Below are 24,153 nucleotides of genomic sequence, written 5' to 3'. Positions count from 1 at the left end.
TATGAGGAGGCATGAGGGCTTTACCCTGCTGGAGCTTCTGATTGTTGTGGCAATCGTGGGAGTGATCGCGGCCATTTCATATCCCAGCTATGTGGAATACGCGGAGCGCACACGCCGTTCAGATGCCCAGGGAGCACTGATGGAACTGGCCGCTGCCATGGAGAGGCACTATGCCTCTTCCAACACCTATGAAGGCGCTGCCGATGGCGGCGGCGATACCGGAAGCCCCGGTATTTTTCCTGACGAGACGCCCCTTGAAGGCAACGACAAGTTCTATGATCTGACAATCACGGCTGCAACGGACTCAACCTATACTCTGAGGGCCACCCCCAAGAGCATTCAGGCCGGCAACGGGATTCTTGAGCTGGATTCAACAGGCGCAAGGCGCTGGGATGAGAGCGCCGATGGTGGTTTCGATGCCGGCGAGAACGACTGGCAGGATTAGGATAAAAGCCGGCCCTGAATGGCCGGCATCCATTGCTGCTGGCTAGCAGGAGATCTTGTCCCCCCAAGGTAGTTTTATGTTGCCGTCACGGTCTCGATCATGCTCCGCACGAAAACGCCCGGCTATGTTTACAGGCATGTAGCTCATGGTTCCTTCCGAGGGATTGCCGGGGCATAGAACCAGGCTCCCCATCGCACCGTGGGTCATGCCCTTGCTATTGAACTGAAAGTATCCCCGCCCCGCCGTGCGTGATCTGAGGCTATAGGTTCCCAGATTAGGCCGAAACAAGCGCAACACCGACCCGGCATCCGGCGTTTTATTATTGTCCGAGTCCAGGAAAACGGACACCGGCTGTGTCCAATCATCGATACATATATTTTTTGCCGAAAGCGGACAAATGGTGATCAGAGTGTCCTGACTGGCCGCTGTCCATCGCGCGTAAGCAAATAATCCATGGTAATTCTCCAAGATGGCGCGATGTCTGCTTTTGCTGGCCCACCAGCTCCAGCTGTGTGTGGTGAAGCCAATGGCAATGGCGAGGATCAGGAGGGTAATAACAAGTTCAATAAGGGTGAAGCCTGCCAGGCTTTTGGTCGTGGGCATGAAACATTCCTTGTTTGCGTTGATTATTCGGTCTGGCGTCCTACCAGATACAGGGTCATTGTAACCGATTTTTCTGTTGCTGCTTACAAAACCCGTTGCTGTGCAGTGTTTATTCCATCCCCAGCTTCTTCAACCGATACCGCAATGCCCGAAAACTGATCCCCAAACGTTTCGCCGCCGCCGTCTTGTTCCATCGCGTAGCTTCCAGCGCCTTCTCAATCGCCTGCCGTTCAATCTTCTCCAGGTATCCTTCCAGATCGATTTCGCCATCGGGCACAGCCGCTCCTTCGCCGGCCTGGCCCTCGGCAATAATCTGTGAGGCTGATGCGGCATGTTGCACTCCATTCCCGAGGTGAAGATCCTCAGCGTCAATCTGATCGGCATCACACAGGGTAAAAGCCCGTTCCAAAACGTTTTCCAGCTCCCGAACATTGCCGGGGAAGTCGTAATCTCGGAGCCGTTCCACGGCTCCAGGCGTTAACGAGGCAGGGGCGCACTCATACTCTTTCGCAATCCGTTCAAGAATATGGTTCGAGAGCAGGGGAATGTCGTCCTGCCGCTCCCTTAACGGCGGCACGGCCAGTTCAATTACGTTGATGCGGTAGAACAGATCCTGGCGGAAATTGCCTTCCTGCACCAGTTCCGGCAGGTTCTTGTGGGTGGCGCTCAGTACCCGGATGTCGACGGGCACTTCCTTGGTGTCGCCAACCGGCCGAACGGCTTTTTCCTGTATGGCGCGGAGCAGTTTCACCTGCATGGCCAGGGGTAGGTCTGCCACTTCATCAAGGAACAGGGTGCCGCCGTTGGCAGAGCGGAACAGGCCGTCCTTGTTTTCCACGGCCCCGGTAAAGCTGCCTTTCTTGTGGCCGAAGAATTCGCTTTCCATCAGTTCCGAGGGAATCGCACCGCAGTTTACCGCGATGAATGGTCCTTCGCGACGAGGTCCCTGAAGATGGATCATTCGAGCTACCAGCTCTTTACCACTGCCAGACTCGCCACTGATAAACACGGGGGCCTGGCTTCGGGCCAGTTTTCGGGTCTGGTTCCGGAGTTTTCGGATCTCTGGCGATTTACCGAGCAGCAGGCCTGGCTCATCAGCGGCTTCTTCTTCGTCCGGCTTGGGTTCCGAGAGTTTGAGAGCACTATTGACCAGTTCCCTTAGTCGCGGGAGCTCGACTGGCTTGGACACGAAATCAAAAGCGCCGGCTTTGAGCGATTCAATCGCGGTATCCATATTGCCGTAGGCTGTGATCACGGCGACAGGCGTGGTTGGAGAATGCTTTTGCATCCAATGCACCAGCTCGATGCCATTGCCGTCCGGCAGGTTCATGTCAGTGAGGCAAAGGTGAATAGGGTTCTTTTCCAGCAATGCCCGGGCACTGGTCAGGTCGGGCGCGGTGAAGGTTTTTATGCCCATCCGGGTAAGGGTGATTTCAAGCAACTCCCGGATGTCCGGTTCATCATCAACGATCAGCGCTGTGTATGTGGTCATCTTGTGTTGTCGGTTCCATGTCGTTGTTCAAACGCCCGATATCCGCCAGCGTGGCTCAGATCATTCGCCCCGGGTGTGCAAATGTGATGCGAAAACAGCAGCCGGGCTTGTTATCTTCTACCAGGGAAAGGTGCGCCTGATTAGCCTCGCACAGTTCCCTGGCCAGATAAAGCCCGAGCCCGGTTCCGGTCTTGTCTGTGGTAAAAAACGGTTCGAACACAGAGTTTCTGTTTTCCGGTGCAATGCCGGGCCCCAGGTCTCGCACATCGACATAGGCCCGTTCGCCATCCTCAGTTGCCCCGGCGTGTATTCCGATCTTTCGCTGTCCCGAGTACTGTTCACTGTAGCGTAAACCATTGTCGCAAAGATTCACCATCACCTGCTCGATCTGGCTTTTGTCGAATCGAGCGGACGGCAGCTGCGGATCGATTTTCAGGACGATGTTGGCTGCAGTACAGTCCTTATCCTGGGTTTGCAGAAAGTCTTCCCGGAACTCCTGTAGCCAGGGTGCCACTTCGATCAGATCCGCATCGGCGGCCCGGCGCCGGGAGAGATCCAGAACATTCTCGATAATACCATTCACCCGGCGGGAATGGCGCCGGATGATCTCGAGCATCTGGCGGTCTCCGGGCTCGAGGTTGGGGGCTTCTTCCATGAGCTGGGCCGCGTGGCTGATTGCGCCAAGCGGGTTGCGAATCTCGTGGGCTATGCCGGCCGTGAGTCGGCCCAGCGACGCCAGTTTCATCTGCTGGGCCTGCTGGGTGACTTTACTCATGTCCTCGATGAACACGAGAATCTGGTCGCCCCGTTCCTGGTCCAGCTGGGTAAAGCTGGCCTGAATTAGCGGGGAGGTTGGTGAAGGTTGGAACGGCTCAATTCGCTGTGTGGGGTCCTTCAGCCATGCGTCGAGGCCATGCTTGAGGGGCTTGGGCAACACGGTTGCGCGCTGGTTAATTGGTAACGAGGTTTTAGGTGCGCCGTATAAAAGTTCCTCGGCGGCAGCGTTGGCAACGCGGATCTGGCCGAAACGGTCCAGTACCAGAATGCCGGTTCGCATGCGCTGGATGATCTGCTCATTGATCTGCTCCAGTTCAGCAATGCTGCGGGCGCGGCTGCTGGCCAGTGCCTCGCTGCGCATCATTCGACGGGAGATGCTCTGCAGAACGAACGCGGCCGCAAAGTAAAGGATGCCCAGTGAGCCGGCCCGGACAATATCGTCGGCGGATTCATCCAGCGCCAGAACCGCCCAGCCTGAGATTCCCAGGGAGCAGATGGCGGCCAGAGCCGCGTAGAAGGTCCCCATCCGGCTCGGCGTCAGGATGTTGCCCGCCGCCACGGACACAATCACCAGGTTTGCCAGCCCATTGGTAATGCCGGTGCTGGCAAGCAGCAGGCCATGCATGATCAGGATGTCCAGCAGGATCGAGAGCGTAATGTGGCGTTGGCTCGGGTGGAATCCGGCCACCAGAAGCAGGGCGATAAAGGCGTTCAGGCCAAGATAGGCGGAGACACCCGCCTGGTAGTAATCCAGAAGCCGGAAACGCATATCAAAGTTGATTGGGTCCACGAATAACAGCGCCACCAGCATCAAGCTCACCACCAGGCGGTAGTGGTTATAGATCCTGAACAGTTTTGCCTGCTGCTCGCCAGACGGTGTTGAAGGGGCCAGGCCGGCCGTTCCGGCCGAGTGTGCTGGTGTATCTGCTGCCATGATTTACAGGAATCCGCTGTTGGTCGGAAGAAATCCACGCCTCTGCGGGGTTATAATAGCCTTTTCATGGCAATGAGTTACAGGAGCCGATTTATGTCCGTGTCCGGAAACCAGGCAGCGACCGGGGTGTCTGCCAGAAAACTGCGGGTGGTAATGGCCCAGCTGGATTTTCTGGTGGGAGATATACCCGGCAATACCGAGCTTGTCCTGGAGGCTGCCCGGCGGGCATCAACAGAGCATCAGGCGGACATCGTGATCTTTCCAGAGCTTTGCCTGACAGGCTATCCGCCGGAAGATCTGCTGTTACGGCCGAGCCTCGAAGTGCGTGTCAACGAAGCGCTGGAACGGTTGCAGGCGGAACAACTGGAGCCTGCCATTGTGATTGGTGCCCCCCTGCGTCACGGTGCGCTGCTTTATAACTCAGCCGTCGTGATTGACGGCGGAGAAATCACCGGCCGTTATTTCAAGCGTTTTCCTCCCAACTACCAGGTATTCGATGAGAAGCGGTACTTCGCCGAAGGCCGGGAGGTTCTGACACTTGATATCCGTGGCGTCCCGGTCGGTATCACCGTGTGCGAGGATCTCTGGAAAGAAGGTCCGGTGGAAGACTGCGCTGCTGCAGGTGCCCGCCTGATTCTGAATCTCAATGCCTCGCCCTACGATATCGACAAGCAGGCACGTCGCAAGGCCCTGTTGGAGCGTAAATCCAGGGAGAATCTGGTCAGCATCGTCTACGTGAACCTGGTCGGCGGCCAGGACGAGTTGGTTTTTGATGGTGGCTCCATGGTGTTCGACCATTCGGGTGTGCTGACAGCCGAGGCTCCGCAGTTTGGGGAGGGCCTGTATCCAGTTGACTTCCTCTGCGAACATCATTGCCAGCCGGTATCCCGGCCTCTGGCGGAAGAACCGTCGTTGGAGGCCAATGTCTATAATGCCCTGGTGGTGGGTGTTCGGGATTACGTCAACAAGAACGGGTTCAAATCGGTGGTTCTGGGACTCTCGGGCGGTATCGACTCGGCTGTGACTCTGGCGGTTGCCGTGGATGCGCTGGGTAAGGATCGCGTCCGGGCGGTGATGATGCCGTTCCGCTACACCTCCAGCATGAGTCTTGAGGATGCCGAGGCTGAGGCTGTCACCTTGGGCGTGCAGTATGATGTGTTCTCCATTGAGCCCATGTACGACGCCTTTATGGAAACTCTGGCGGGGCCTTTTGAGGGCACCACGCCGGATACAACCGAGGAAAACCTGCAGGCGCGACTGCGCGGCGTCTTGCTGATGTCCCTGTCCAACAAGTTCGGTTCACTGGTTCTGACCACCGGAAACAAGAGCGAGATGGCAGTGGGCTACTCAACCCTTTATGGCGATATGGCCGGTGGTTTTGACGTGCTCAAGGATGTACCCAAAACCCTGGTATTCCGCTTGGCCAAATATCGCAACACGTTTGCCGAGGGAGAGGTGATCCCGGAGCGGGTGATTACCCGGCCGCCGTCGGCGGAGCTGGCGCCGGACCAGAAAGACGAGGACAGCCTGCCCGGCTACGATGTGCTGGATCAGATCCTGAATCTTTATGTAGAGCGGGATTTCAGTGCCGATGCGATCGTTGCGGAGGGTTTCGAGCGAGTCGACGTTGAGCGGGTTATTCGTCTGGTGGATATCAACGAATACAAACGCAGACAGGCGCCGATCGGTGTCCGAATTACCGAGCGAGGGTTCGGGAAAGACCGGCGCTATCCGATCACCAATGGTTGGAAAAGCGGTAAGTAAGGGAGTCGGGGTCAGATGAAATTTTCGTCTGACCCCAATTTCAGCTTTTTCGGCGTTTACTCGTCGCCCATCAGTCCAAAGGTCACAACGTTCGTCAGTGACCGGTTTTCGCCCTTCAGCAGATCCACCTCAAACTCGCCGTCGGCATTGAACGCCTCACTCTCCGGAAAGTTGGTGCGGAGCATGGCGATCGCGTCCTGCGAACCTTTTCTCAGTTCGAGGAAGCGGAAGGTTTCTGCCAGGATGATCAGGGCTTCTTCGGAAACCGTTGCCGTCGGATAATTCTCGATGATGTATCGTGCCCGGTTATTGGCCGCCACATAGGCCTGGCGTTTGACGTAATAACGGGCCGCGTAAAGCTCCAGCTCAGCCATGCGATTACGCACTGCGATCATTCGCTGACGGGCATCTGCCACGTACTGGCTGTCCGGATAGCGGTTCAACAGCTCGGAAAAGTCCCGGAAAGACTGCAACTGCTCGCCGGGGTCCCTGGCCGCAACGTCAATCGGGAAGTAGCGCGCGGCAAGCCCGATGTCCAGGTTATAGGACGCCAGGCCTCGCATATAGAGTGCATAGTCCGCATGGTCGCTTTGCGGGTTCAGGCGCAGAAACCGGTCGGCGGCCGCACGAGAGCCTTCAAGATCCAGGTTTTGATAGCGTGCATAAATCAGGTCAAGCTGGGCCTGTTCGGCGTAGCGACCAAAGGGATAGTAGGTTTCCAGGGCATCCAGGTTCTGCTCTGCTTCGTTGAAATTTCCAGAGGTCATGGCCTGGCGGGCATTCTCATAGTAGGTCTTCTCCGGAAGCACTTCCTCCTGCTTGTTGGAGGCGCAGGCGCTGACCAGAACAACCAGTGTGGAAAGTAGCAGCAATCGAAGACCTGATCTCATTCCGGAATCCCGTATAATGTCGATTAATTCAAGGGCAGTTATTGTAGCGGGGAAGTGGCTCCATGTGCAGAGCAATCCCCGTTGTTTCGAATAACCTGACCGAAACGTAACACACACAGGCCCTGGGGGCTTAATGACATCTGAAAAACGAATCCTTGCCAGCTTTGTTGTGCCGCCAGAATTGAGTGACCGGCGCCTTGACCAGGCTGCTGCAGAACTCATGCCCGAACACTCCCGTTCCCGCCTGCAGTCCTGGATCAAAAGTGGCGCATTGACGGTCAATGGTGAGGTGCGGAAGCCTCGGGATAAAGTAATGCTGGACGATCGCCTGGCGCTGGATGCCGAGCCGGAAGCTCAGGTGAGTTGGCAGGCCGAGGAAATCTCCCTGGATATTGTCTATCAGGACGAGCACTTGCTGGTGATCAACAAACCTGCGGGCCTGGTAGTGCATCCGGCTGCCGGCCATGCCGATGGAACCCTGGTCAACGCCCTGTTGAACTACGCGCCGGAAGTCGAGAATTTACCGAGAGCGGGTATCGTACACCGCCTCGATAAAGACACCTCGGGCATCATGGTCGTTGCTCGCAGCCTGATAGCGCATACTTCCCTGGTTGATCAGCTCCAGACACGGACCATGGGCCGTGAGTATGAGGCCGTCGTTGTTGGGACCCTCACCGGTGGTGCAACGGTAGACGCGCCCATCGGTCGGCACCCGCGGGAACGCAAGAAGATGGCGGTTGTCGCCTCCGGCAAGCCGGCGGTCACCCATTATCGTCTGGTGGAGCGTTTTGCCGCCCACACCCACGTTCGCTGCAAACTGGAAAGTGGCCGAACCCATCAGATCCGGGTTCACATGGCCCATGTAAAACACCCGCTGGTCGGAGACCCCCTCTACGGCGGCCGGCTCAGGCTGCCCAAGGGAACCACCGAAGAGCTTCGAGAGGCCCTCTCTGCGTTCAACCGCCAGGCCCTCCACGCCCGGCAACTGACCCTCGAACATCCGGAAACCGGTGAGATCCTGACCTGGGAGGTGCCCATGCCTGAGGATATGGTTGCGTTGATCGAAGCCTTGCGCAAACACGCCCGGGAGCTGGAAACCCGTGACTATTGAAGGCGACGCCCTGAAACCGGACTGGCCGGCGCCCGATAGAGTGCGGGCCATCAGCACAACTCGCGCCGGCGGCGTCAGCGGTCGACCGTGGTGCAGTCTTAACCTCGGTAGTCACGTCGAAGACAATCCAGAACACGTGCAAGAGAATCGACGAATACTCGCCGAGTCCCTCGGACTGGATAGCGACCGGATTGGCTGGCTCGATCAGGTACACGGAACCGAGGTCGTTGAACTGACCCCAAATAACGTTGGGCAAACCGCCAGGGCTGACGCCAGCTACACCCGTCACCCGGGCATCGCCTGCGCCATCCTCACCGCCGACTGCCTGCCCGTTATCCTTGCCGATAGCGAAGGAACCGTCGTCGGCGCTGCCCACTGCGGCTGGCGAAGCCTGTGTGGCGGCGTTATCGAGAATCTGGTGAGCGACATGGCCGTTCCACCTGACACCCTAAAAGCGTGGCTTGGCCCAGCCATCGGTCCAGAACGCTTCGAGGTCGGCCCGGAAGTCCGCGAAGCCTTCGTCAAGAACGATCCAGAAGCGGCCCACGCCTTCAAAAACGAAGGCGCTCGGCCAGGTCATTTCATGGCGGATATCTATGCCCTTGCCACTTTGCGGCTAAATCATCTCGGTGTTTCCGGCGTGACTGGCGGTGGCCTGTGTACGGTTAAGGATTCAGATCGGTTTTTTTCGTACCGCAGGGATGGCCAGACAGGGCGGATGGCAACTTTGATCTGGCTAAATTAAAGATTATCGGCAACTGACCGGTTATCTTTGCGCTATTTCTGAAGTTTGGGCCTGGGGCGGGAATGATTCTTCAGAACTGGCTGCAGCATGGATGCTGCAGCCAAGCCTACATGGAGGTATTCACGGCGTGTTCTGGAGAATCATTCCCGACGCAGGCTCGCACCAAACTGAAACCTGACGGCCGTCAATTTACTGACGAATACACCGCAGCCCCGGTTGAAGTCCCTTTACTTGCCCCTACATTAACTGTCAAAGCAATCGAATATCCGCCACCCACGGCACCATGGTATTCGCAGAAATTTGGGGAAAGTACACATGAGAATCGACAAGCTGACCAGCAAGTTGCAGACCGCCCTCGCGGACGCACAATCCATCGCGGTCGGAAAAGATCACAACTTCATTGAGCCGGTGCACCTGATGCAGGCGCTGCTTGATCAGGAAGGCAGTGCCATCAAGCCACTGCTCAAACAGGCCGGTGCAGAACCCGGGCGCATTCGCCAGGCCATCGCCCGGGAAATCGAAAACCTGCCCGAAGTGCAGGGATCGGCCGGCGATGTCTCCATGTCCAATGACATGGGGCGCCTGTTCAATATTGCGGATAAGCTCGCCCAGAAGCGCAAAGACCAGTACATCTCCAGTGAGCTGATGCTGCTGGCCGCCCTGGAAGATCGTGGCAGCCTTGGCCGGGTACTTCGGGAGCAGGGTGTTGATAAAGCTGCCCTGGAAAAAGCGATCGACGACGTTCGCGGTGGTGAAGCTGTCAACGATGCCAGCGCCGAAGAAAATCGTCAGGCCCTGTCCAAATACACCATCGATCTAACCGAGCGAGCTGAGGCCGGTAAGCTTGATCCGGTCATTGGTCGCGATGATGAAATCCGCCGCACCATTCAGGTATTGCAGCGCCGTCGGAAAAATAACCCCGTCCTTATCGGTGAGCCCGGCGTGGGTAAAACTGCCATTGTTGAGGGCTTGGCCCAGCGCATCGTCAACGGCGAGGTGCCCGATGGCCTTAAGGACAAGAAAGTTCTGTCACTCGATATGGGCGCCTTGATTGCCGGCGCCAAGTTCCGGGGTGAGTTTGAAGAACGCCTGAAAGCGGTGCTGAGCGAGCTGTCCAAGCAGGAAGGCCAGATCATCCTGTTCATCGACGAGATCCACACCATGGTTGGTGCCGGCAAGGCCGAAGGCTCCATGGATGCCGGTAACATGCTCAAGCCGGCCCTCGCCCGCGGTGAGCTGCATTGTGTGGGTGCGACCACCCTGGACGAATACCGTGAAAACATCGAAAAAGACGCCGCCCTCGAACGTCGCTTCCAGAAAGTACTGGTGAGCGAACCCAGCGAGGAAGATACCATCGCCATCCTGCGGGGCCTGAAAGAGCGTTACGAGGTGCACCACGGGGTTGAAGTGACAGATGGTGCCATCATCGCCGCCGCCAAGCTGTCTCATCGTTACATTGCCGACCGGCAGCTGCCGGACAAGGCCATTGACCTGGTGGACGAGGCAGCTTCCCAGATCCGTATGGAAATGGACTCCAAGCCTGAACCCCTGGATCGTCTGGAGCGTCGCCTGATTCAGCTGAAAATTGAACGGGAGGCTCTGAAGAAAGAGACCGACCCGGCCTCGAAAAAGCGCCTGTCCGAGTTGTCGGATGTGATTACCGGTGTTGAGCGGGAATACGCGGATCTGGAAGAAATCTGGAATACCGAGAAGGCGGCTCTTCATGGTTCCCAGAAGATCAAGAGCCGGCTGGAGCAGGCCCGGATTGATCTGGAAAACGCCCGTCGTGCCGGTGATCTTGGCAAGATGTCCGAGCTCCAGTATGGACAGATTCCCGAGCTGGAGCGGCAGCTGGATATGGCCAGCCAGGCCGAGATGATGGAAATGAAGCTGCTCCGGAACCGGGTGACCGACGAGGAGATCGCCGAGATCGTATCCAAGTGGACTGGCATACCGGTGTCCAAGATGCTCGAAGGTGAGCGCGACAAACTGATGCGCATGGAGGAAGCGCTCCATGGTCGGGTTATCGGCCAGGATGAGGCGGTTGAAGCGGTATCCAACGCAGTGCGTCGTTCCCGGGCGGGGCTGTCCGATCCCAATCGCCCCAACGGTTCGTTCCTGTTCCTCGGTCCGACCGGTGTCGGCAAGACCGAACTCTGCAAGGCCCTGGCGTCCTTCCTGTTCGATACGGAAGAGGCCATGGTGCGCATTGATATGTCCGAGTTTATGGAGAAGCATTCCGTGGCTCGCCTGATCGGTGCGCCTCCGGGCTATGTCGGTTACGAGGAAGGTGGTTACCTGACCGAAGCGGTTCGCCGCAGGCCTTATTCGGTGTTGCTGCTGGATGAGGTGGAAAAAGCCCATCCGGATGTGTTCAACATTCTTCTGCAGGTATTGGAGGATGGCCGCCTGACGGACGGGCAGGGCAGGACTGTCGATTTCCGGAACACGGTCATTGTCATGACCTCAAACCTCGGCTCGGACATCATCCAGCAGAAGGCGGGCGAGGAGAACTACGAGGTCATGAAGAATGCCGTCATGGAAGTCGTCGGCACCCATTTCCGCCCAGAGTTCATCAACCGTGTAGACGAAGTGGTGGTGTTCCACCCGCTGGCGGAGAATCAGATTCAGGGTATTGCCCGGATTCAGATCGAGTCTCTGAGCAAGCGCCTGAAAGAGCAGGATATGAAGCTTGAGTTAGATGACGCCGCCATGGAATTGCTGGCCGAAGTCGGGTATGACCCGGTATACGGCGCGCGGCCGTTGAAGCGTGCTATCCAGCGGATGATCGAAAATCCGCTGGCTCAGCGGCTGCTTCAGGGAGAGTTTGTGCCGGGGGATGTCATCAAGGGTACGGTGGAGGACCACCACCTGGCATTCGCCAAGGCTTGAGTTTGAAACCGGGGTCAGATGAAGGCTTTCATCTGACCCCTTTTTTTTCATCTTACTGTTCTTCTGGTCCGCAGTTCTCTTCCGCAATCCGCTCGAATTCTGCCCGCTTTTCGGCAATTTCTTTTGGGCTGAGGTAGCGTTGCTCGCCATTCTCCTCGACCCGTATGCGAGCGTTGCGATCGATCACGTCCAGATTGGATTGTGCGGTTGCGCAATTCGCTTCTCGTTGTTTTCTGCGGGCTTCCTCAACCGCTGTTTCCTGGCGCTGCTCTGCTTCATCCGCTTGCTGTTCCTGCATATTCTGCAGGCGCTCCTGCGGGCTCTGCCGGTTGCCGGAAGCATCTGAGGAAGTACCGGAGCGAACATTGACTCGTTCGGCTTTTGAGCCCGTAGGCTGCCGGTCACCAAAGTGGGTGACCCCGTTTTCATCGGTCCATTTATAGACGGAGGCGCTCATGGCGACACCTGGTACAACGGCCAGTAATAAGGTCAGCGTCAGGATTTTTCTTTTCATGGCTCTACTCGCGTATGTTCACTGCTCCCGGGCAGGCAGACAACCTGGATAAACCGGGCCCGTTTTTTCTCAGTACATTATTCCCTATCATGCCATTGGCGCAGCAGATTTTCTTCTGTCTGGTTCAAATCTTTGTATCGGATTTGTGCCAAGTATGGCAGACCTTCGGCCAGTATAGGCACAGAAACCTGCAGCGGCTATTGACAGGGAGTTTCGCGCTGTCAGAATTACCGATTGCCTGAAGACTGGGGTCAATACGGCAGGCAATCCCGAGCGAGTATCCCCCATCAATTACCACACTGAACGCGCCGCGCATCCGTCGCGGGATGGTTGTTGCTTACGTGCAACCCGTTGATTGGCCGTTCTCCGCAACCCTCAGGAGGGCGGCTGGCCAGGAGACAACCTCTTAATAAGGTGTGGAGGAGCAGCCGGTTCCGCTTTCAAAAGAAGCATGGACACCGTGAATCCAGGCAACCGGGACCCTTCCCGGCTCATTCACTCGTAGAAGAGGGTAGAAAATCGTGGAGTTATTGTCTGGCGCCGATATGCTGATCCGGTCCCTTCAAGATGAAGGTATCGAATACATATACGGCTATCCGGGTGGTGCAGCCCTTCATATTTATGATGCGCTGTTCAGGCAGGACAAAGTCAAGCACATTCTGGTAAGGCACGAGCAGGCGGCGGTCCACATGGCCGACGGTTATGCTCGCGCGACCGGAAAACCAGGTACCGTACTGGTGACCTCGGGGCCTGGAGCCACTAACACCATCACCGGCATCGCCACCGCATTCATGGATTCCATCCCAATGGTGGTTCTGTGCGGCCAGGTTGCGTCCACCCTCATTGGCGAGGACGCGTTCCAGGAAACCGATATGATGGGTGTCTCCCGGCCGGTGGTTAAGCACAACCTCAGTGTTCGTCACCCCGAGGAAATCCCCGAAATTATCCGTAAGGCGTATTACATCGCTGCCACCGGCCGCCCCGGTCCGGTCGTTGTGGATATCCCCAAGGACATGACCACGCCGAATGAACGGTACGAGTACGCTTACCCGAAGAAGGTTAAGCTGCGCTCCTACAATCCTGCCATTCGCGGCCATGCCGGTCAGATCAAGAAGGCGGTGGACATGCTATTGGCCGCCAAGCGCCCGATTATCTATGCCGGTGGTGGGGTTATTCTTGGCAAGGCATCAGATCAGCTGACTGAGCTCGTCCGGATGATGGGTTACCCGATCACCAATACCATCATGGGGATTGGTTGTTACCCGGCCAGCGACAAGCAGCATCTCGGTTGGCTCGGCATGCACGGCACTTATGAAGCCAACATGGCCATGCACCATTCGGATCTGATTCTCTGTGTCGGGGCCCGGTTCGACGATCGCGTGACCAATGCCACCGAGAAGTTCTGTCCGGGCGCACGCATTGTCCATATTGATATTGATCCGGCATCGATTTCCAAGACGGTGGATGCCGATGTGCCGATCGTCGGCCCGGTTGATGCCGTGCTCAAGGAAATGCTGTCGCTGGTCAAGGAAGCCAAGGAGAAACCGGATGCGGATGCGATTGCCTCCTGGTGGAAGCAGATTGACGAGTGGCGGGCATTCCACGGTATGCGTTACGAAACCAGCCCGGATGTGATCAAGCCGCAGGAAGTGATTGAAATGCTGTGTCGCCTGACCAAGGGTGAAGCATTCGTTACGTCCGATGTTGGTCAGCACCAGATGTTTGCGGCCCAGTACTACAAGTTCGACAAGCCCAACCGTTGGATCAATTCCGGTGGTCTTGGCACCATGGGCTTCGGTTTCCCGGCCGCCATGGGGGTCAAGCTGACCCACCCGGACGACGAAGTGCTGTGCATCACCGGTGAGGGCAGTATCCAGATGAATATTCAGGAACTGTCCACTTGCAAGCAGTACAACCTGCCGGTGAAGATCATCAACCTGAACAACCAGGCTCTGGGCATGGTCAAGCAGTGGCAGGACATGAACTACGAGTCCCGTCATGCCGAGTCCTACATGGAATCACTGCCGGACTTCATCAAGCTGGCAGAGGCCTATGGTCATAAGGGTGTCCGGATTGAAAAGAAGGAAGATCTGGAGACCACGCTGAAAGAAGTGTTGGCCATGAAAGACGACCTGGTATTCGTGGATATCTACGTGGATCGCTTTGAGCACGTCTATCCGATGCAAGTTGCCCGTGGTTCCATGAAGGATATGTGGCTCAGCAAGACGGAGAGGGTCTGATCATGCGTCGAATCATTTCTGTTTTGCTTGAAAACGAGCCCGGCGCCCTGTCGCGGGTGGTAGGTCTGTTTTCCCAGCGTAACTACAACATCGAAACGCTGACCGTGGCACCAACTGAAGACGAGACCCTGTCCCGTCTGACAGTGACCACCACAGGGTCGGACAAGGTGATTGAGCAGATCACCAAGCAACTGAACAAGCTGATCGAAGTCGTTAAGCTGGTGGACCTGACTGAAGGTGCCCACATCGAGCGCGAGCTGATGCTTGTGAAGCTGAAAGCGACGGGTTCCCAGCGCGCCGAGATCAAGCGTACGGTAGACATCTTCCGCGGCCAGATCGTGGATGTGACCAGCTCGGTCTACACGGTTCAGTTGGCCGGTGACAGCGAAAAACTGGATGGCTTCATTCAGGCCGTTGGCACGTCGGGCGTGCTGGAAGTGGTGCGCAGCGGTGTATCCGGTATCGCCCGGGGCGAGAAGGTGCTCAGCCTTTAAAAATTTCAAACAGGGTTTGAATATAATGGTCCTCCGGGGTCATCACAAATAACAGAGGTTTCTCATGCAGGTTTATTACGATAAGGATTGCGATCTTTCCATCATCCAGGGCAAGAAAGTTGCCATCATCGGCTTTGGCTCCCAGGGCCACGCTCACGCGTGCAACCTGAAAGAGTCCGGCGTCGACGTTACCGTGGGTCTGCGCCCTGGCTCTTCTTCCATCGCCAAGGCAGAAGCCTATGGCCTGAAGACCAGCGACGTGCCTTCTGCCGTTGCCGCCGCTGACGTAGTCATGGTTCTGACCCCGGACGAGTACCAGGCTCAGCTGTATGCCGCCGAGATCGAGCCGAACCTGAAGCAGGGTGCGACCCTGGCCTTCGCTCACGGTTTTGCCATCCACTACAACCAGATCGTACCCCGCAAGGATCTGGATGTGATCATGGTTGCACCGAAAGCGCCGGGCCACACAGTTCGTACCGAGTTTGCCAATGGTGGTGGTATTCCGGACCTGATCGCCATCTTCCAGGACTCCTCTGGTAACGCTAAGAATCTGGCTCTGTCCTATGCCAGTGGCATTGGTGGTGGGCGTACCGGCATCATCGAAACCTCCTTCAAGGACGAGACTGAAACCGATCTGTTTGGTGAACAGGCGGTTCTGTGTGGTGGTACGGTTGAGCTGGTGAAGGCGGCGTTCGAAACGCTGGTGGACGGCGGTTACGAGCCGGAAATGGCGTATTTCGAGTGTCTGCACGAGTTGAAGCTGATCGTGGATCTCATGTACGAAGGCGGTATCGCCAACATGAACTACTCCATCTCCAACAACGCGGAGTACGGCGAGTATGTAACTGGCCCGGAGATCATCAACGAGCAGTCCCGTGAAGCCATGCGCAATGCGCTGAAGCGGATCCAGAGCGGGGAGTATGCAAAGATGTTCATCTCTGAAGGTGCTCTGAACTACCCGTCCATGACGGCGCGTCGTCGCCAGAACGCGGAGCATCAGATCGAAGTCGTAGGTGAGAAGCTGCGCGGCATGATGCCGTGGATTTCCGCGAACAAGATCGTGGATAAGGACAAAAACTAAGCGGAATTCCGCCTGGTTTTGAAAAGCGCGGCCCGGGTGGCCGCGTTTTTCGTATATACTCCGCCCAAACGCTTTCCGGAGTAATGGGAATGACTGAAGAAAGAAAAACCGCCGACGGCAAGCAGAACCCGGACTATGAGGTCGAGGCCGGGGAAGTTGTTGAAGAAGAGCTGGTGGAAGGTGCGCCGGTCCGCCGCAAAGGTATTTACCTGCTTCCGAATGCGCTGACAACTGCTTCGCTGTTTTCAGGTTTCTACGCCATTGTTTCTGCTGCGAACGGCGTCTTTGATAACGCCGCAATTGCGATTTTCGTCTCTATGATCCTGGACGGTCTGGATGGGCGGGTTGCCCGGATGACCAATACCCAGAGCAAATTCGGTGAAGAGTACGATAGCCTGGCTGACATGGTGGCCTTTGGCGTCGCCCCCGGGCTTGTTGCCTTTTTCTGGTCACTGAACGCGTTCGACAAAGTTGGCTGGGCCATCACCTTTATCTATGTGGCTGGTGCCGCGTTGCGTCTGGCCCGTTTCAACACCCAGATTGGCTCTGTCGACAAGAAGTTCTTTGTTGGCTTGCCCAGTCCCGCCGCGGCAGCCTGTGTTGCAGGCCTGGTCTGGTGCTTCCATCTTTTCGAACCGTCTACCTGGCTCACCTTATTGACCATGATTGTGGTCGGAGGCGCCGGTGTTCTGATGGTGAGCAATATTCTGTACCGCAGTTTCAAGGATCTGGACCTGCGTGGCCGCGTACCCTTCGCCGCCATTTTGCTCGTGGTGCTGGTGTTTGTAGTGATCGCGCTGGATCCAGCTACCGTACTCTTTACCGGATTTCTGATATACGCGTTGTCCGGCCCTGTTCGTGCGCTATTCCGTGGCAAGCCCCGGAAGGCTCCAGGCGCCGCTGACTGAGCTCTCGCTTCCCGGGTCTCCTCAGCGAGGTCCGGGAATTTTCACCACAGTCTCCGGTCAACGCCTTAGCTGGCTGACGCCCTGACGGAGACTTTTCATGTTCATCAAGAAGCGCCCATCCTGGGCTTTGCCTCACTCAGAAGTTACCCCCGAATCTGTCTACCTCAATCGACGGGAATTCATGTCCGGAACGATGGCTATAGCTGCGGGCCTATCAATGCCTGGCCTGTTGTCCGCTGCGAAGCTGCCGGTCCCGGGAGAAGCGCTGGACTATGTTGCAATGCCCGGTTTTTCTACCGACGAGGAAAAAACACCGTTCGAGGACGTCACTCGCTATAACAACTTTTATGAATTTGGCACTGGGAAAGAGGATCCGGCCAAGTACGCCGATGAAATGAGCGTTGATCCCTGGTCTGTCGTGGTTGAGGGCGAGTGCGGGCGCCCGGGCGAGTATGCGTTGGAAGACCTGCTCAAGCCTCATAATTATCAGGAGCGGGTTTATCGACTTCGTTGTGTCGAAGCCTGGTCCATGGTGATCCCTTGGATCGGGATTCCCCTGGCCGACATCATCAAAAGGTTTGAGCCGAACTCTCGCGCAAAATACGTCTATTTCGAGACCCTGTATGATCCCGATCAGATGCGGGCGCAGCGTTCACTGTTCAGCACCATCGACTGGCCTTACCAGGAGGGTTTGCGAATGGATGAGGCCATGAATGAGTTAAGCTTCCTGGCGGTCGGCCTGTACGGCAAGACCATGCCGAACCAGAATGGCGCGCCAATCCGGCTGGTTGTCCCCTGGAAATACGGATTCAAGAGTATCAAGTCAATCGTAAAGATACGGTTCCAGGAGGAGCGGCCAAAAACCACCTGGGAGATGCTTGCGCCCCAGGAATACGGATTCTATGCCAATGTTAACCCCGAGGTTGACCATCCAAGGTGGAGTCAGAAGCGTGAACGAAGATTGCCGTCAGGTCTGCTCTCTCCCAACTGGATGGAGACCGTCAAGTTCAATGGTTATGGCGAGCAGGTTGCCGATCTGTACAAGGGTATGGATTTGAGTAAGTTCTATTGATGAACGGCAGGCGAATAGTGGATCGTTCAGACTTTGTGCTGATTTTTCGCCTGTTGGTCGCGTTTCTCGCCAGCGCCCCCTTTCTGGTCCTGGTTATTAAGATTGCGGGGCAGTCGCTCGGGCCTGACCCTGGCCAGGAAGTCACAGAGTCACTGGGTATTGCTGCCTTCCAGTTGTTAATAGTGACTTTGTGCATGACTCCGCTCAAACGCTGGACCGGCTGGGCGGGCTGGATACGAGTTCGCAGGATGCTCGGTCTGTTTGCGTTCTTTTATGCCGTCCTGCACGTGTTGGCGTTTCTGCAATTCATCCTGGGCTGGAGTGATCTTTGGGCCACGTTTACCAAGCGGCCTTATATTGTGGCGGGTGCAGTGTCTTTTCTGATGTTGATTCCTCTGGCCTTGACCTCAACCAAGGGAATGATGAAGCGGCTGGGTAAGAGCTGGAAGCCACTGCACAAGCTGGTCTATCCGATTGCCTTAGTCGCCTGGCTCCATTTCATCTGGCAGGCGAGAAGCGACATCGGTGAAATGGTCGTTTATGGCCTGGTGGTCTTGGGTCTGCTGGCACTTCGCTGGAAATGGCGTGGGGTTCGAGGGTTGATTCCCTTTGCCAGAGGCTGATTTTTGCCTGAAAACTGAACGAAATGATCAGTGCCTGATCAGCGAAGTACGTGGAAACCGAGACCGTTATAAATTAATTCAAAAACCTCGTTGACAGTTTTCCTGACGCCTGTAGAATGCGCACCACTTCTGAGGGACAAGCCATTAACGGCAACCTCCCAGACGAAAGCAACTGTTTGAAAGTACTGAAGAAAATGAGTGTTAAAAATCTTCAGATTTACGGTTGACAAGGCAGCGGAACGATGTAGAATACGCGGCCTTGATTGAGCAACAGCTCAAACGCTCTTTAAAAAGTTGACCAAGTAATTCGTGTGGGCGCTGGCCGAGGTATTTCGGATACGAAATATCAGGACAGTGACTCGTCGAAATTGAGTTTTGTCTTGAGCAAGAATAGAGAATCTTCGGATTCTTGTATGATTTAAACTGAAGAGTTTGATCATGGCTCAGATTGAACGCTGGCGGCAGGCTTAACACATGCAAGTCGAGCGGTAACAGATCTAGCTTGCTAGATGCTGACGAGCGGCGGACGGGTGAGTAATGCATAGGAAACTGCCCAGTAGTGGGGGATAGCCCGGGGAAACCCGGATTAATACCGCGTACGCCCTTCGGGGGAAAGCAGGGGATCTTCGGACCTTGCGCTATTGGATGTGCCTATGTCGGATTAGCTAGTTGGTAGGGTAAAGGCCTACCAAGGCGACGATCCGTAGCTGGTCTGAGAGGATGATCAGCCACATCGGGACTGAGACACGGCCCGAACTCCTACGGGAGGCAGCAGTGGGGAATATTGGACAATGGGGGCAACCCTGATCCAGCCATGCCGCGTGTGTGAAGAAGGCTTTCGGGTTGTAAAGCACTTTCAGTGAGGAGGAAAAGTTGGTCACTAATATTGGCCAGCCTTGACGTTACTCACAGAAGAAGCACCGGCTAACTCCGTGCCAGCAGCCGCGGTAATACGGAGGGTGCAAGCGTTAATCGGAATTACTGGGCGTAAAGCGCGCGTAGGTGGTTTGATAAGCGAGATGTGAAAGCCCCGGGCTTAACCTGGGAACGGCATTTCGAACTGTCAGGCTAGAGTATGGTAGAGGAGTGTGGAATTTCCTGTGTAGCGGTGAAATGCGTAGATATAGGAAGGAACACCAGTGGCGAAGGCGGCACTCTGGACCAATACTGACACTGAGGTGCGAAAGCGTGGGGAGCAAACAGGATTAGATACCCTGGTAGTCCACGCCGTAAACGATGTCTACTAGCCGTTGGGACTCTTGAAGTCTTAGTGGCGCAGCTAACGCACTAAGTAGACCGCCTGGGGAGTACGGCCGCAAGGTTAAAACTCAAATGAATTGACGGGGGCCCGCACAAGCGGTGGAGCATGTGGTTTAATTCGACGCAACGCGAAGAACCTTACCTGGCCTTGACATGCAGAGAACTTTCCAGAGATGGATTGGTGCCTTCGGGAACTCTGACACAGGTGCTGCATGGCCGTCGTCAGCTCGTGTCGTGAGATGTTGGGTTAAGTCCCGTAACGAGCGCAACCCCTATCCCTAGTTGCTAGCAGTTCGGCTGAGAACTCTAGGGAGACTGCCGGTGACAAACCGGAGGAAGGTGGGGATGACGTCAGGTCATCATGGCCCTTACGGCCAGGGCTACACACGTGCTACAATGGTGCGCACAGAGGGCTGCAAACCCGCGAGGGGGAGCCAATCTCACAAAACGCATCGTAGTCCGGATCGCAGTCTGCAACTCGACTGCGTGAAGTCGGAATCGCTAGTAATCGTGAATCAGAATGTCACGGTGAATACGTTCCCGGGCCTTGTACACACCGCCCGTCACACCATGGGAGTGGATTGCACCAGAAGTGGTTAGTCTAACCTTCGGGAGGACGATCACCACGGTGTGGTTCATGACTGGGGTGAAGTCGTAACAAGGTAGCCGTAGGGGAACCTGCGGCTGGATCACCTCCTTAAACGAAGCCGAATGCTTCGGTCAGAGTCCACACGAATTACTTGGTTGGCTAATAAAGAGAGCAGATGGGTCTTTGCAGGCCCGTGTTTTGGGTCTGTAGCTCAGGTGGTTAGAGCGCACCCCTGATAAGGGTGAGGTCGGTGGTTCAAGTCCACCCAGACCCACCAGAATTACGTAGCTCGTCGTTGTGTCCGGACTTGCATAGCAGGCTATGTGGCGCCCGAACACGCCTAGATCTACGCAATTCTTGATAGCTTTATATTGGGGCTATAGCTCAGCTGGGAGAGCGCCTGCCTTGCACGCAGGAGGTCGGCAGTTCGATCCTGCCTAGCTCCACCAAACATTTTACTGACTAACTTAGGTTAGCAGTGTACAGAAACAAGCTTTTCAGTTGTGTGACTCGATTAAGAGTTATCGCTGAAGATCTTCTTTCTGATCACTGGGTCAGATTTGCTCTTTAACAAATTGGACGAGATAGAACACGATTGATGGATTCCATTATCTCCGGAATTCATTGATCAGAGTGATAACGATTTCAAGCGTTATCCGGTGTTGTCGTTGAAGTGGTTGTTCTATTGCTTCAAGTGGCTGTCTCGAAGAAAACGTTGCCATCAGGCTTGCCTGGTGAAGACGCGACTTCGTGATCAGTTGTCTTGGGGTTATATAGTCAAGCAACTAAGCGCATACGGTGGATGCCTTGGCAGTCAGAGGCGATGAAAGACGTGGAAGCCTGCGATAAGGTTCGGGGAGCTGGCAAACAAGCTGTGATCCGGGCATTTCTGAATGGGGAAACCCACCCGATTTCGGTCGGGTATCTTGCACTGAATACATAGGTGTAAGAGGCGAACCGGGGGAACTGAAACATCTAAGTACCCCGAGGAAAAGAAATCAACCGAGATTCCCTAAGTAGCGGCGAGCGAACGGGGATTAGCCCTTAAGCTAAACAACTGGTAGGAGAAGGCTCTGGAAAGTGCCGCCATAGTGGGTGATAGCCCCGTATCCGAAACCTGAGTTTGGTGAAATCGAGTAGGACGGGACACGTGATATCCTGTCTGAACATGGGGGGACCATCCTCCAAGGCTAAATACTCCTGACTGACCGATAGTGAACCAGTACCGTGAGGGAAAGGCGAAAAGAACCCCTGTGAGGGGAGTGAAATAGATCCTGAAACCGTATGCGTACAAGCAGTCGGAGCGGACTTGTTCCGTGACGGCGTACCTTTTGTATAATGGGTCAGCGACTTATGTTCAGTGGCGAGGTTAACCGTTTAGGGGAGCCGTAGGGAAACCGAGTCTGAATAGGGCGATTTAGTCGCTGGGCATAGACCCGAAACCGGGCGATCTATCCATGAGCAGGTTGAAGGTTGAGTAACATCAACTGGAGGACCGAACCCACTGTCGTTGAAAAGCCAGGGGATGACTTGTGGATCGGAGTGAAAGGCTAATCAAGCCCGGAGATAGCTGGTTCTCCCCGAAAGCTATTTAGGTAGCGCCTCGGACGAATACCACAGGGGGTAGAGCACTGTTTCGGCTAGGGGGTCATCCCGACTTACCAACCCGATGCAAACTCCGAATACCTGTGAGTACTATCCGGGAGACACACGGCGGGTGCTAACGTCCGTCGTGAAGAGGGAAACAACCCAGACCGCCAGCTAAGGTCCCCAAGTACCAGTTAAGTGGGAAACGATGTGGGAAGGCTCAGACAGCTAGGAGGTTGGCTTAGAAGCAGCCATCCTTTAAAGAAAGCGTAATAGCTCACTAGTCGAGTCGGCCTGCGCGGAAGATGTAACGGGGCTCAAACTGGTCACCGAAGCTGCGGCTGCATACTTTGTATGCGGGGTAGGGGAGCGTTCTGTAAGCCTGCGAAGGTGTGTTGAGAAGCATGCTGGAGGTATCAGAAGTGCGAATGCTGACATGAGTAACGACAATGGGAGTGAAAAACTCCCACGCCGGAAGACCAAGGGTTCCTGCGCAACGCTAATCGGCGCAGGGTGAGTCGGCCCCTAAGGCGAGACCGAAAGGTGTAGTCGATGGGAAACGGGTTAATATTCCCGTACCTTGGATAGCTGCGATGGAGAGACGGAGAAGGCTAGGTGAGCCGGGCGACGGTTGTCCCGGTTTAAGCGAGTAGGGAGTGGACTTAGGCAAATCCGGGTCCACAATCTCGAGACGCGACGACGACTGCTCTTAGAGCGGGAAGTCATTGATGCCATGCTTCCAGGAAAATCTTCTAAGCTTCAGGCTATTCGAGACCGTACCCCAAACCGACACAGGTGGTCAGGTAGAGAATACCAAGGCGCTTGAGAGAACTCGGGTAAAGGAACTAGGCAAAATGGTGCCGTAACTTCGGGAGAAGGCACGCTGGTGTTAGGTGATACCCCTGCGGGTGGAGCTGAAGCCAGTCGAAGATACCAGGCCCCTGCGACTGTTTATTAAAAACACAGCACTGTGCAAACACGAAAGTGGACGTATACGGTGTGACGCCTGCCCGGTGCCGGAAGGTTAATTGATGGGGTTAGCGCTTGCGCGAAGCTCTTGATCGAAGCCCCGGTAAACGGCGGCCGTAACTATAACGGTCCTAAGGTAGCGAAATTCCTTGTCGGGTAAGTTCCGACCTGCACGAATGGCGTAACGATGGGGGCGCTGTCTCTACCCGAGACTCAGTGAAATTGAAATCGCCGTGAAGATGCGGTGTATCCGCGGCTAGACGGAAAGACCCCGTGAACCTTTACTATAGCTTCACAGTGAACTTTGAGCATGTTTGTGTAGGATAGCTGGGAGGCTTTGAAGTGGGAACGCCAGTTCTCATGGAGCCAACCTTGAAATACCAGCCTGACATGTTTGAGGTTCTAACTTCGACCCCTTATCGGGGTTAAGGACACTGTGTGGTGGGTAGTTTGACTGGGGCGGTCTCCTCCCAAAGCGTAACGGAGGAGCACAAAGGTGGGCTAAGCATGGTCGGACATCATGCGGTTAGTGTAATGGCACAAGCCCGCTTAACTGCGAGACAGACACGTCGAGCAGGTACGAAAGTAGGTCATAGTGATCCGGTGGTTCTGTATGGAAGGGCCATCGCTCAACGGATAAAAGGTACTCCGGGGATAACAGGCTGATACCGCCCAAGAGTTCACATCGACGGCGGTGTTTGGCACCTCGATGTCGGCTCATCACATCCTGGGGCTGAAGCCGGTCCCAAGGGTATGGCTGTTCGCCATTTAAAGTGGTACGCGAGCTGGGTTTAGAACGTCGTGAGACAGTTCGGTCCCTATCTGCCGTGGACGTTGGAGATTTGAGGAAAGCTGCTCCTAGTACGAGAGGACCGGAGTGGACGAACCTCTGGTGTTCGGGTTGTCACGCCAGTGGCATTGCCCGGTAGCTATGTTCGGATAGGATAACCGCTGAAAGCATCTAAGCGGGAAGCCCCTTCCAAGATGAGATCTCCCTGGACCCTTGAGGTCCCTGAAGAGCCGTTCAAGACCAGGACGTTGATAGGTCGGGTGTGTAAGCGCTGCGAGGCGTTGAGCTAACCGATACTAATTGCTCGTGCGGCTTGACTATATAACACCCAAGACAATTGCGGATAACGCAGAGCCTAACCGCTCATACGAAA

Annotated in this window: 16 protein-coding genes, 2 tRNA genes and 2 rRNA genes; 15 read left to right on the top strand and 5 right to left on the bottom strand. The window is 55.7% G+C overall.

Annotation, left to right across the window (positions count from 1 at the left end; genetic code table 11):
• The first annotated feature begins 1 nt into the window (after window position 1).
• A complete protein-coding gene (locus CFT65_RS17135; protein ID WP_088829238.1) occupies window positions 2-445 on the top strand; it encodes a type IV pilin protein in 444 nt (147 codons plus the stop codon).
• A gap of 42 nt (window positions 446-487) precedes the next feature.
• On the opposite strand, the gene CFT65_RS17130 is transcribed toward CFT65_RS17135, so the two are convergent.
• The 3 genes from CFT65_RS17130 to CFT65_RS17120 form a co-directional block, all read right to left on the bottom strand.
• A complete protein-coding gene (locus CFT65_RS17130) occupies window positions 488-1,048 on the bottom strand; it encodes a GspH/FimT family pseudopilin (RefSeq protein ID WP_088829602.1) in 561 nt (186 codons plus the stop codon).
• Window positions 1,049-1,157: 109 nt separating this feature from the next.
• Window positions 1,158-2,540: a sigma-54-dependent transcriptional regulator gene (locus CFT65_RS17125; protein WP_088829237.1), complete on the bottom strand. Its 1,383-nt coding sequence runs from the start codon at window positions 2,538-2,540 to the stop codon at window positions 1,158-1,160.
• A gap of 55 nt (window positions 2,541-2,595) precedes the next feature.
• Window positions 2,596-4,251: a sensor histidine kinase gene (locus CFT65_RS17120; protein ID WP_088829236.1), complete on the bottom strand. Its 1,656-nt coding sequence runs from the start codon at window positions 4,249-4,251 to the stop codon at window positions 2,596-2,598.
• Between the two features lie 93 nt (window positions 4,252-4,344).
• Between CFT65_RS17120 and CFT65_RS17115 the strand changes: the two genes are divergently transcribed.
• A complete protein-coding gene (locus CFT65_RS17115; protein WP_088829235.1) occupies window positions 4,345-6,015 on the top strand; it encodes an NAD+ synthase in 1,671 nt (556 codons plus the stop codon).
• 56 nt (window positions 6,016-6,071) lie between these two features.
• Here CFT65_RS17115 and CFT65_RS17110 read toward each other — a convergent pair whose 3' ends face one another.
• Window positions 6,072-6,905 carry an outer membrane protein assembly factor BamD gene (locus tag CFT65_RS17110; RefSeq protein WP_088558065.1) on the bottom strand — a complete coding sequence of 278 codons (834 nt, stop codon included), beginning with the start codon at window positions 6,903-6,905 and terminating at the stop codon, window positions 6,072-6,074.
• A 133-nt stretch (window positions 6,906-7,038) separates the two neighbouring features.
• On the opposite strand from CFT65_RS17110, the gene rluD reads away from it, so the two are divergent.
• The 3 genes from rluD to clpB all read left to right on the top strand — a co-directional run bounded on the left by rluD (window position 7,039) and on the right by clpB (window position 11,653).
• Window positions 7,039-8,016, top strand: coding sequence for a 23S rRNA pseudouridine(1911/1915/1917) synthase RluD (rluD, locus tag CFT65_RS17105; protein ID WP_088829234.1), 978 nt, complete (start codon window positions 7,039-7,041; stop codon window positions 8,014-8,016).
• On the top strand, window positions 8,006-8,761 hold the full coding sequence (pgeF, locus tag CFT65_RS17100) for a peptidoglycan editing factor PgeF (RefSeq protein ID WP_088829233.1): 756 nt from the start codon (window positions 8,006-8,008) through the stop codon (window positions 8,759-8,761). Before rluD ends, pgeF begins: the two co-directional genes overlap by 11 nt.
• 315 nt (window positions 8,762-9,076) lie before the next feature.
• Window positions 9,077-11,653 (top strand): ATP-dependent chaperone ClpB, encoded by a 2,577-nt coding sequence (clpB, locus tag CFT65_RS17095; RefSeq protein ID WP_088829232.1) that lies wholly within the window; start codon window positions 9,077-9,079, stop codon window positions 11,651-11,653.
• A 52-nt stretch (window positions 11,654-11,705) separates the two neighbouring features.
• On the opposite strand, the gene CFT65_RS17090 is transcribed toward clpB, so the two are convergent.
• A complete protein-coding gene (locus tag CFT65_RS17090; RefSeq protein ID WP_088829231.1) occupies window positions 11,706-12,167 on the bottom strand; it encodes a DUF4124 domain-containing protein in 462 nt (153 codons plus the stop codon).
• A 521-nt stretch (window positions 12,168-12,688) separates the two neighbouring features.
• Between CFT65_RS17090 and CFT65_RS17080 the strand changes: the two genes are divergently transcribed.
• The 10 genes from CFT65_RS17080 (at window position 12,689) to CFT65_RS17035 (ending at window position 24,101) form a co-directional block, all read left to right on the top strand.
• A complete protein-coding gene (locus CFT65_RS17080; protein WP_088829229.1) occupies window positions 12,689-14,407 on the top strand; it encodes an acetolactate synthase 3 large subunit in 1,719 nt (572 codons plus the stop codon).
• Window positions 14,408-14,409: 2 nt separating this feature from the next.
• On the top strand, window positions 14,410-14,901 hold the full coding sequence (ilvN, locus tag CFT65_RS17075; RefSeq protein ID WP_008170692.1) for an acetolactate synthase small subunit: 492 nt from the start codon (window positions 14,410-14,412) through the stop codon (window positions 14,899-14,901).
• 64 nt (window positions 14,902-14,965) lie between these two features.
• On the top strand, window positions 14,966-15,982 hold the full coding sequence (gene ilvC, locus CFT65_RS17070) for a ketol-acid reductoisomerase (protein WP_088829228.1): 1,017 nt from the start codon (window positions 14,966-14,968) through the stop codon (window positions 15,980-15,982).
• 89 nt (window positions 15,983-16,071) lie between these two features.
• Complete coding sequence (gene pssA, locus CFT65_RS17065; protein ID WP_088829227.1) at window positions 16,072-16,890, top strand: CDP-diacylglycerol--serine O-phosphatidyltransferase; 819 nt, start codon at window positions 16,072-16,074, stop codon at window positions 16,888-16,890.
• A 97-nt stretch (window positions 16,891-16,987) separates the two neighbouring features.
• Window positions 16,988-17,962, top strand: a complete 975-nt coding sequence (msrP, locus tag CFT65_RS17060; protein ID WP_088829226.1) for a protein-methionine-sulfoxide reductase catalytic subunit MsrP — start codon at window positions 16,988-16,990, stop codon at window positions 17,960-17,962.
• Between the two features lie 17 nt (window positions 17,963-17,979).
• Window positions 17,980-18,585, top strand: coding sequence for a sulfite oxidase heme-binding subunit YedZ (locus tag CFT65_RS17055; RefSeq protein ID WP_228705882.1), 606 nt, complete (start codon window positions 17,980-17,982; stop codon window positions 18,583-18,585).
• A gap of 420 nt (window positions 18,586-19,005) precedes the next feature.
• A 16S ribosomal RNA gene (locus CFT65_RS17050) occupies window positions 19,006-20,545 on the top strand.
• 89 nt (window positions 20,546-20,634) lie between these two features.
• A tRNA-Ile gene (locus CFT65_RS17045) sits at window positions 20,635-20,711 on the top strand.
• A gap of 96 nt (window positions 20,712-20,807) precedes the next feature.
• A tRNA-Ala gene (locus CFT65_RS17040) sits at window positions 20,808-20,883 on the top strand.
• A 326-nt stretch (window positions 20,884-21,209) separates the two neighbouring features.
• Window positions 21,210-24,101, top strand: a 23S ribosomal RNA gene (locus CFT65_RS17035).
• Together the 16S and 23S rRNA genes with 2 tRNA genes alongside form the textbook arrangement of a ribosomal RNA operon.
• Window positions 24,102-24,153: the final 52 nt, after the last annotated feature.

The organism is Marinobacter sp. es.048, from assembly GCF_900188435.1.
Lineage (GTDB): Bacteria > Pseudomonadota > Gammaproteobacteria > Pseudomonadales > Oleiphilaceae > Marinobacter.
Note: the sequence above shows the minus strand (reverse complement) of the source record. Positions and strands in the feature narration are given on the sequence as shown.

Bases quoted from the DNA above. Each gene is read 5' to 3' on its own strand.
- CFT65_RS17135 (WP_088829238.1), top strand. From the start codon at position 2: ATGAGGAGGCATGAGGGCTTTACCCTGCTGGAGCTTCTGATTGTTGTG.
- CFT65_RS17130 (WP_088829602.1), bottom strand. From the start codon at position 1,048: ATGCCCACGACCAAAAGCCTGGCAGGCTTCACCCTTATTGAACTTGTT.
- CFT65_RS17125 (WP_088829237.1), bottom strand. From the start codon at position 2,540: ATGACCACATACACAGCGCTGATCGTTGATGATGAACCGGACATCCGG.
- CFT65_RS17120 (WP_088829236.1), bottom strand. From the start codon at position 4,251: ATGGCAGCAGATACACCAGCACACTCGGCCGGAACGGCCGGCCTGGCC.
- CFT65_RS17115 (WP_088829235.1), top strand. From the start codon at position 4,345: ATGTCCGTGTCCGGAAACCAGGCAGCGACCGGGGTGTCTGCCAGAAAA.
- CFT65_RS17110 (WP_088558065.1), bottom strand. From the start codon at position 6,905: ATGAGATCAGGTCTTCGATTGCTGCTACTTTCCACACTGGTTGTTCTG.
- rluD (WP_088829234.1), top strand. From the start codon at position 7,039: ATGACATCTGAAAAACGAATCCTTGCCAGCTTTGTTGTGCCGCCAGAA.
- clpB (WP_088829232.1), top strand. From the start codon at position 9,077: ATGAGAATCGACAAGCTGACCAGCAAGTTGCAGACCGCCCTCGCGGAC.
- CFT65_RS17090 (WP_088829231.1), bottom strand. From the start codon at position 12,167: ATGAAAAGAAAAATCCTGACGCTGACCTTATTACTGGCCGTTGTACCA.
- ilvN (WP_008170692.1), top strand. From the start codon at position 14,410: ATGCGTCGAATCATTTCTGTTTTGCTTGAAAACGAGCCCGGCGCCCTG.
- ilvC (WP_088829228.1), top strand. From the start codon at position 14,966: ATGCAGGTTTATTACGATAAGGATTGCGATCTTTCCATCATCCAGGGC.
- pssA (WP_088829227.1), top strand. From the start codon at position 16,072: ATGACTGAAGAAAGAAAAACCGCCGACGGCAAGCAGAACCCGGACTAT.
- msrP (WP_088829226.1), top strand. From the start codon at position 16,988: ATGTTCATCAAGAAGCGCCCATCCTGGGCTTTGCCTCACTCAGAAGTT.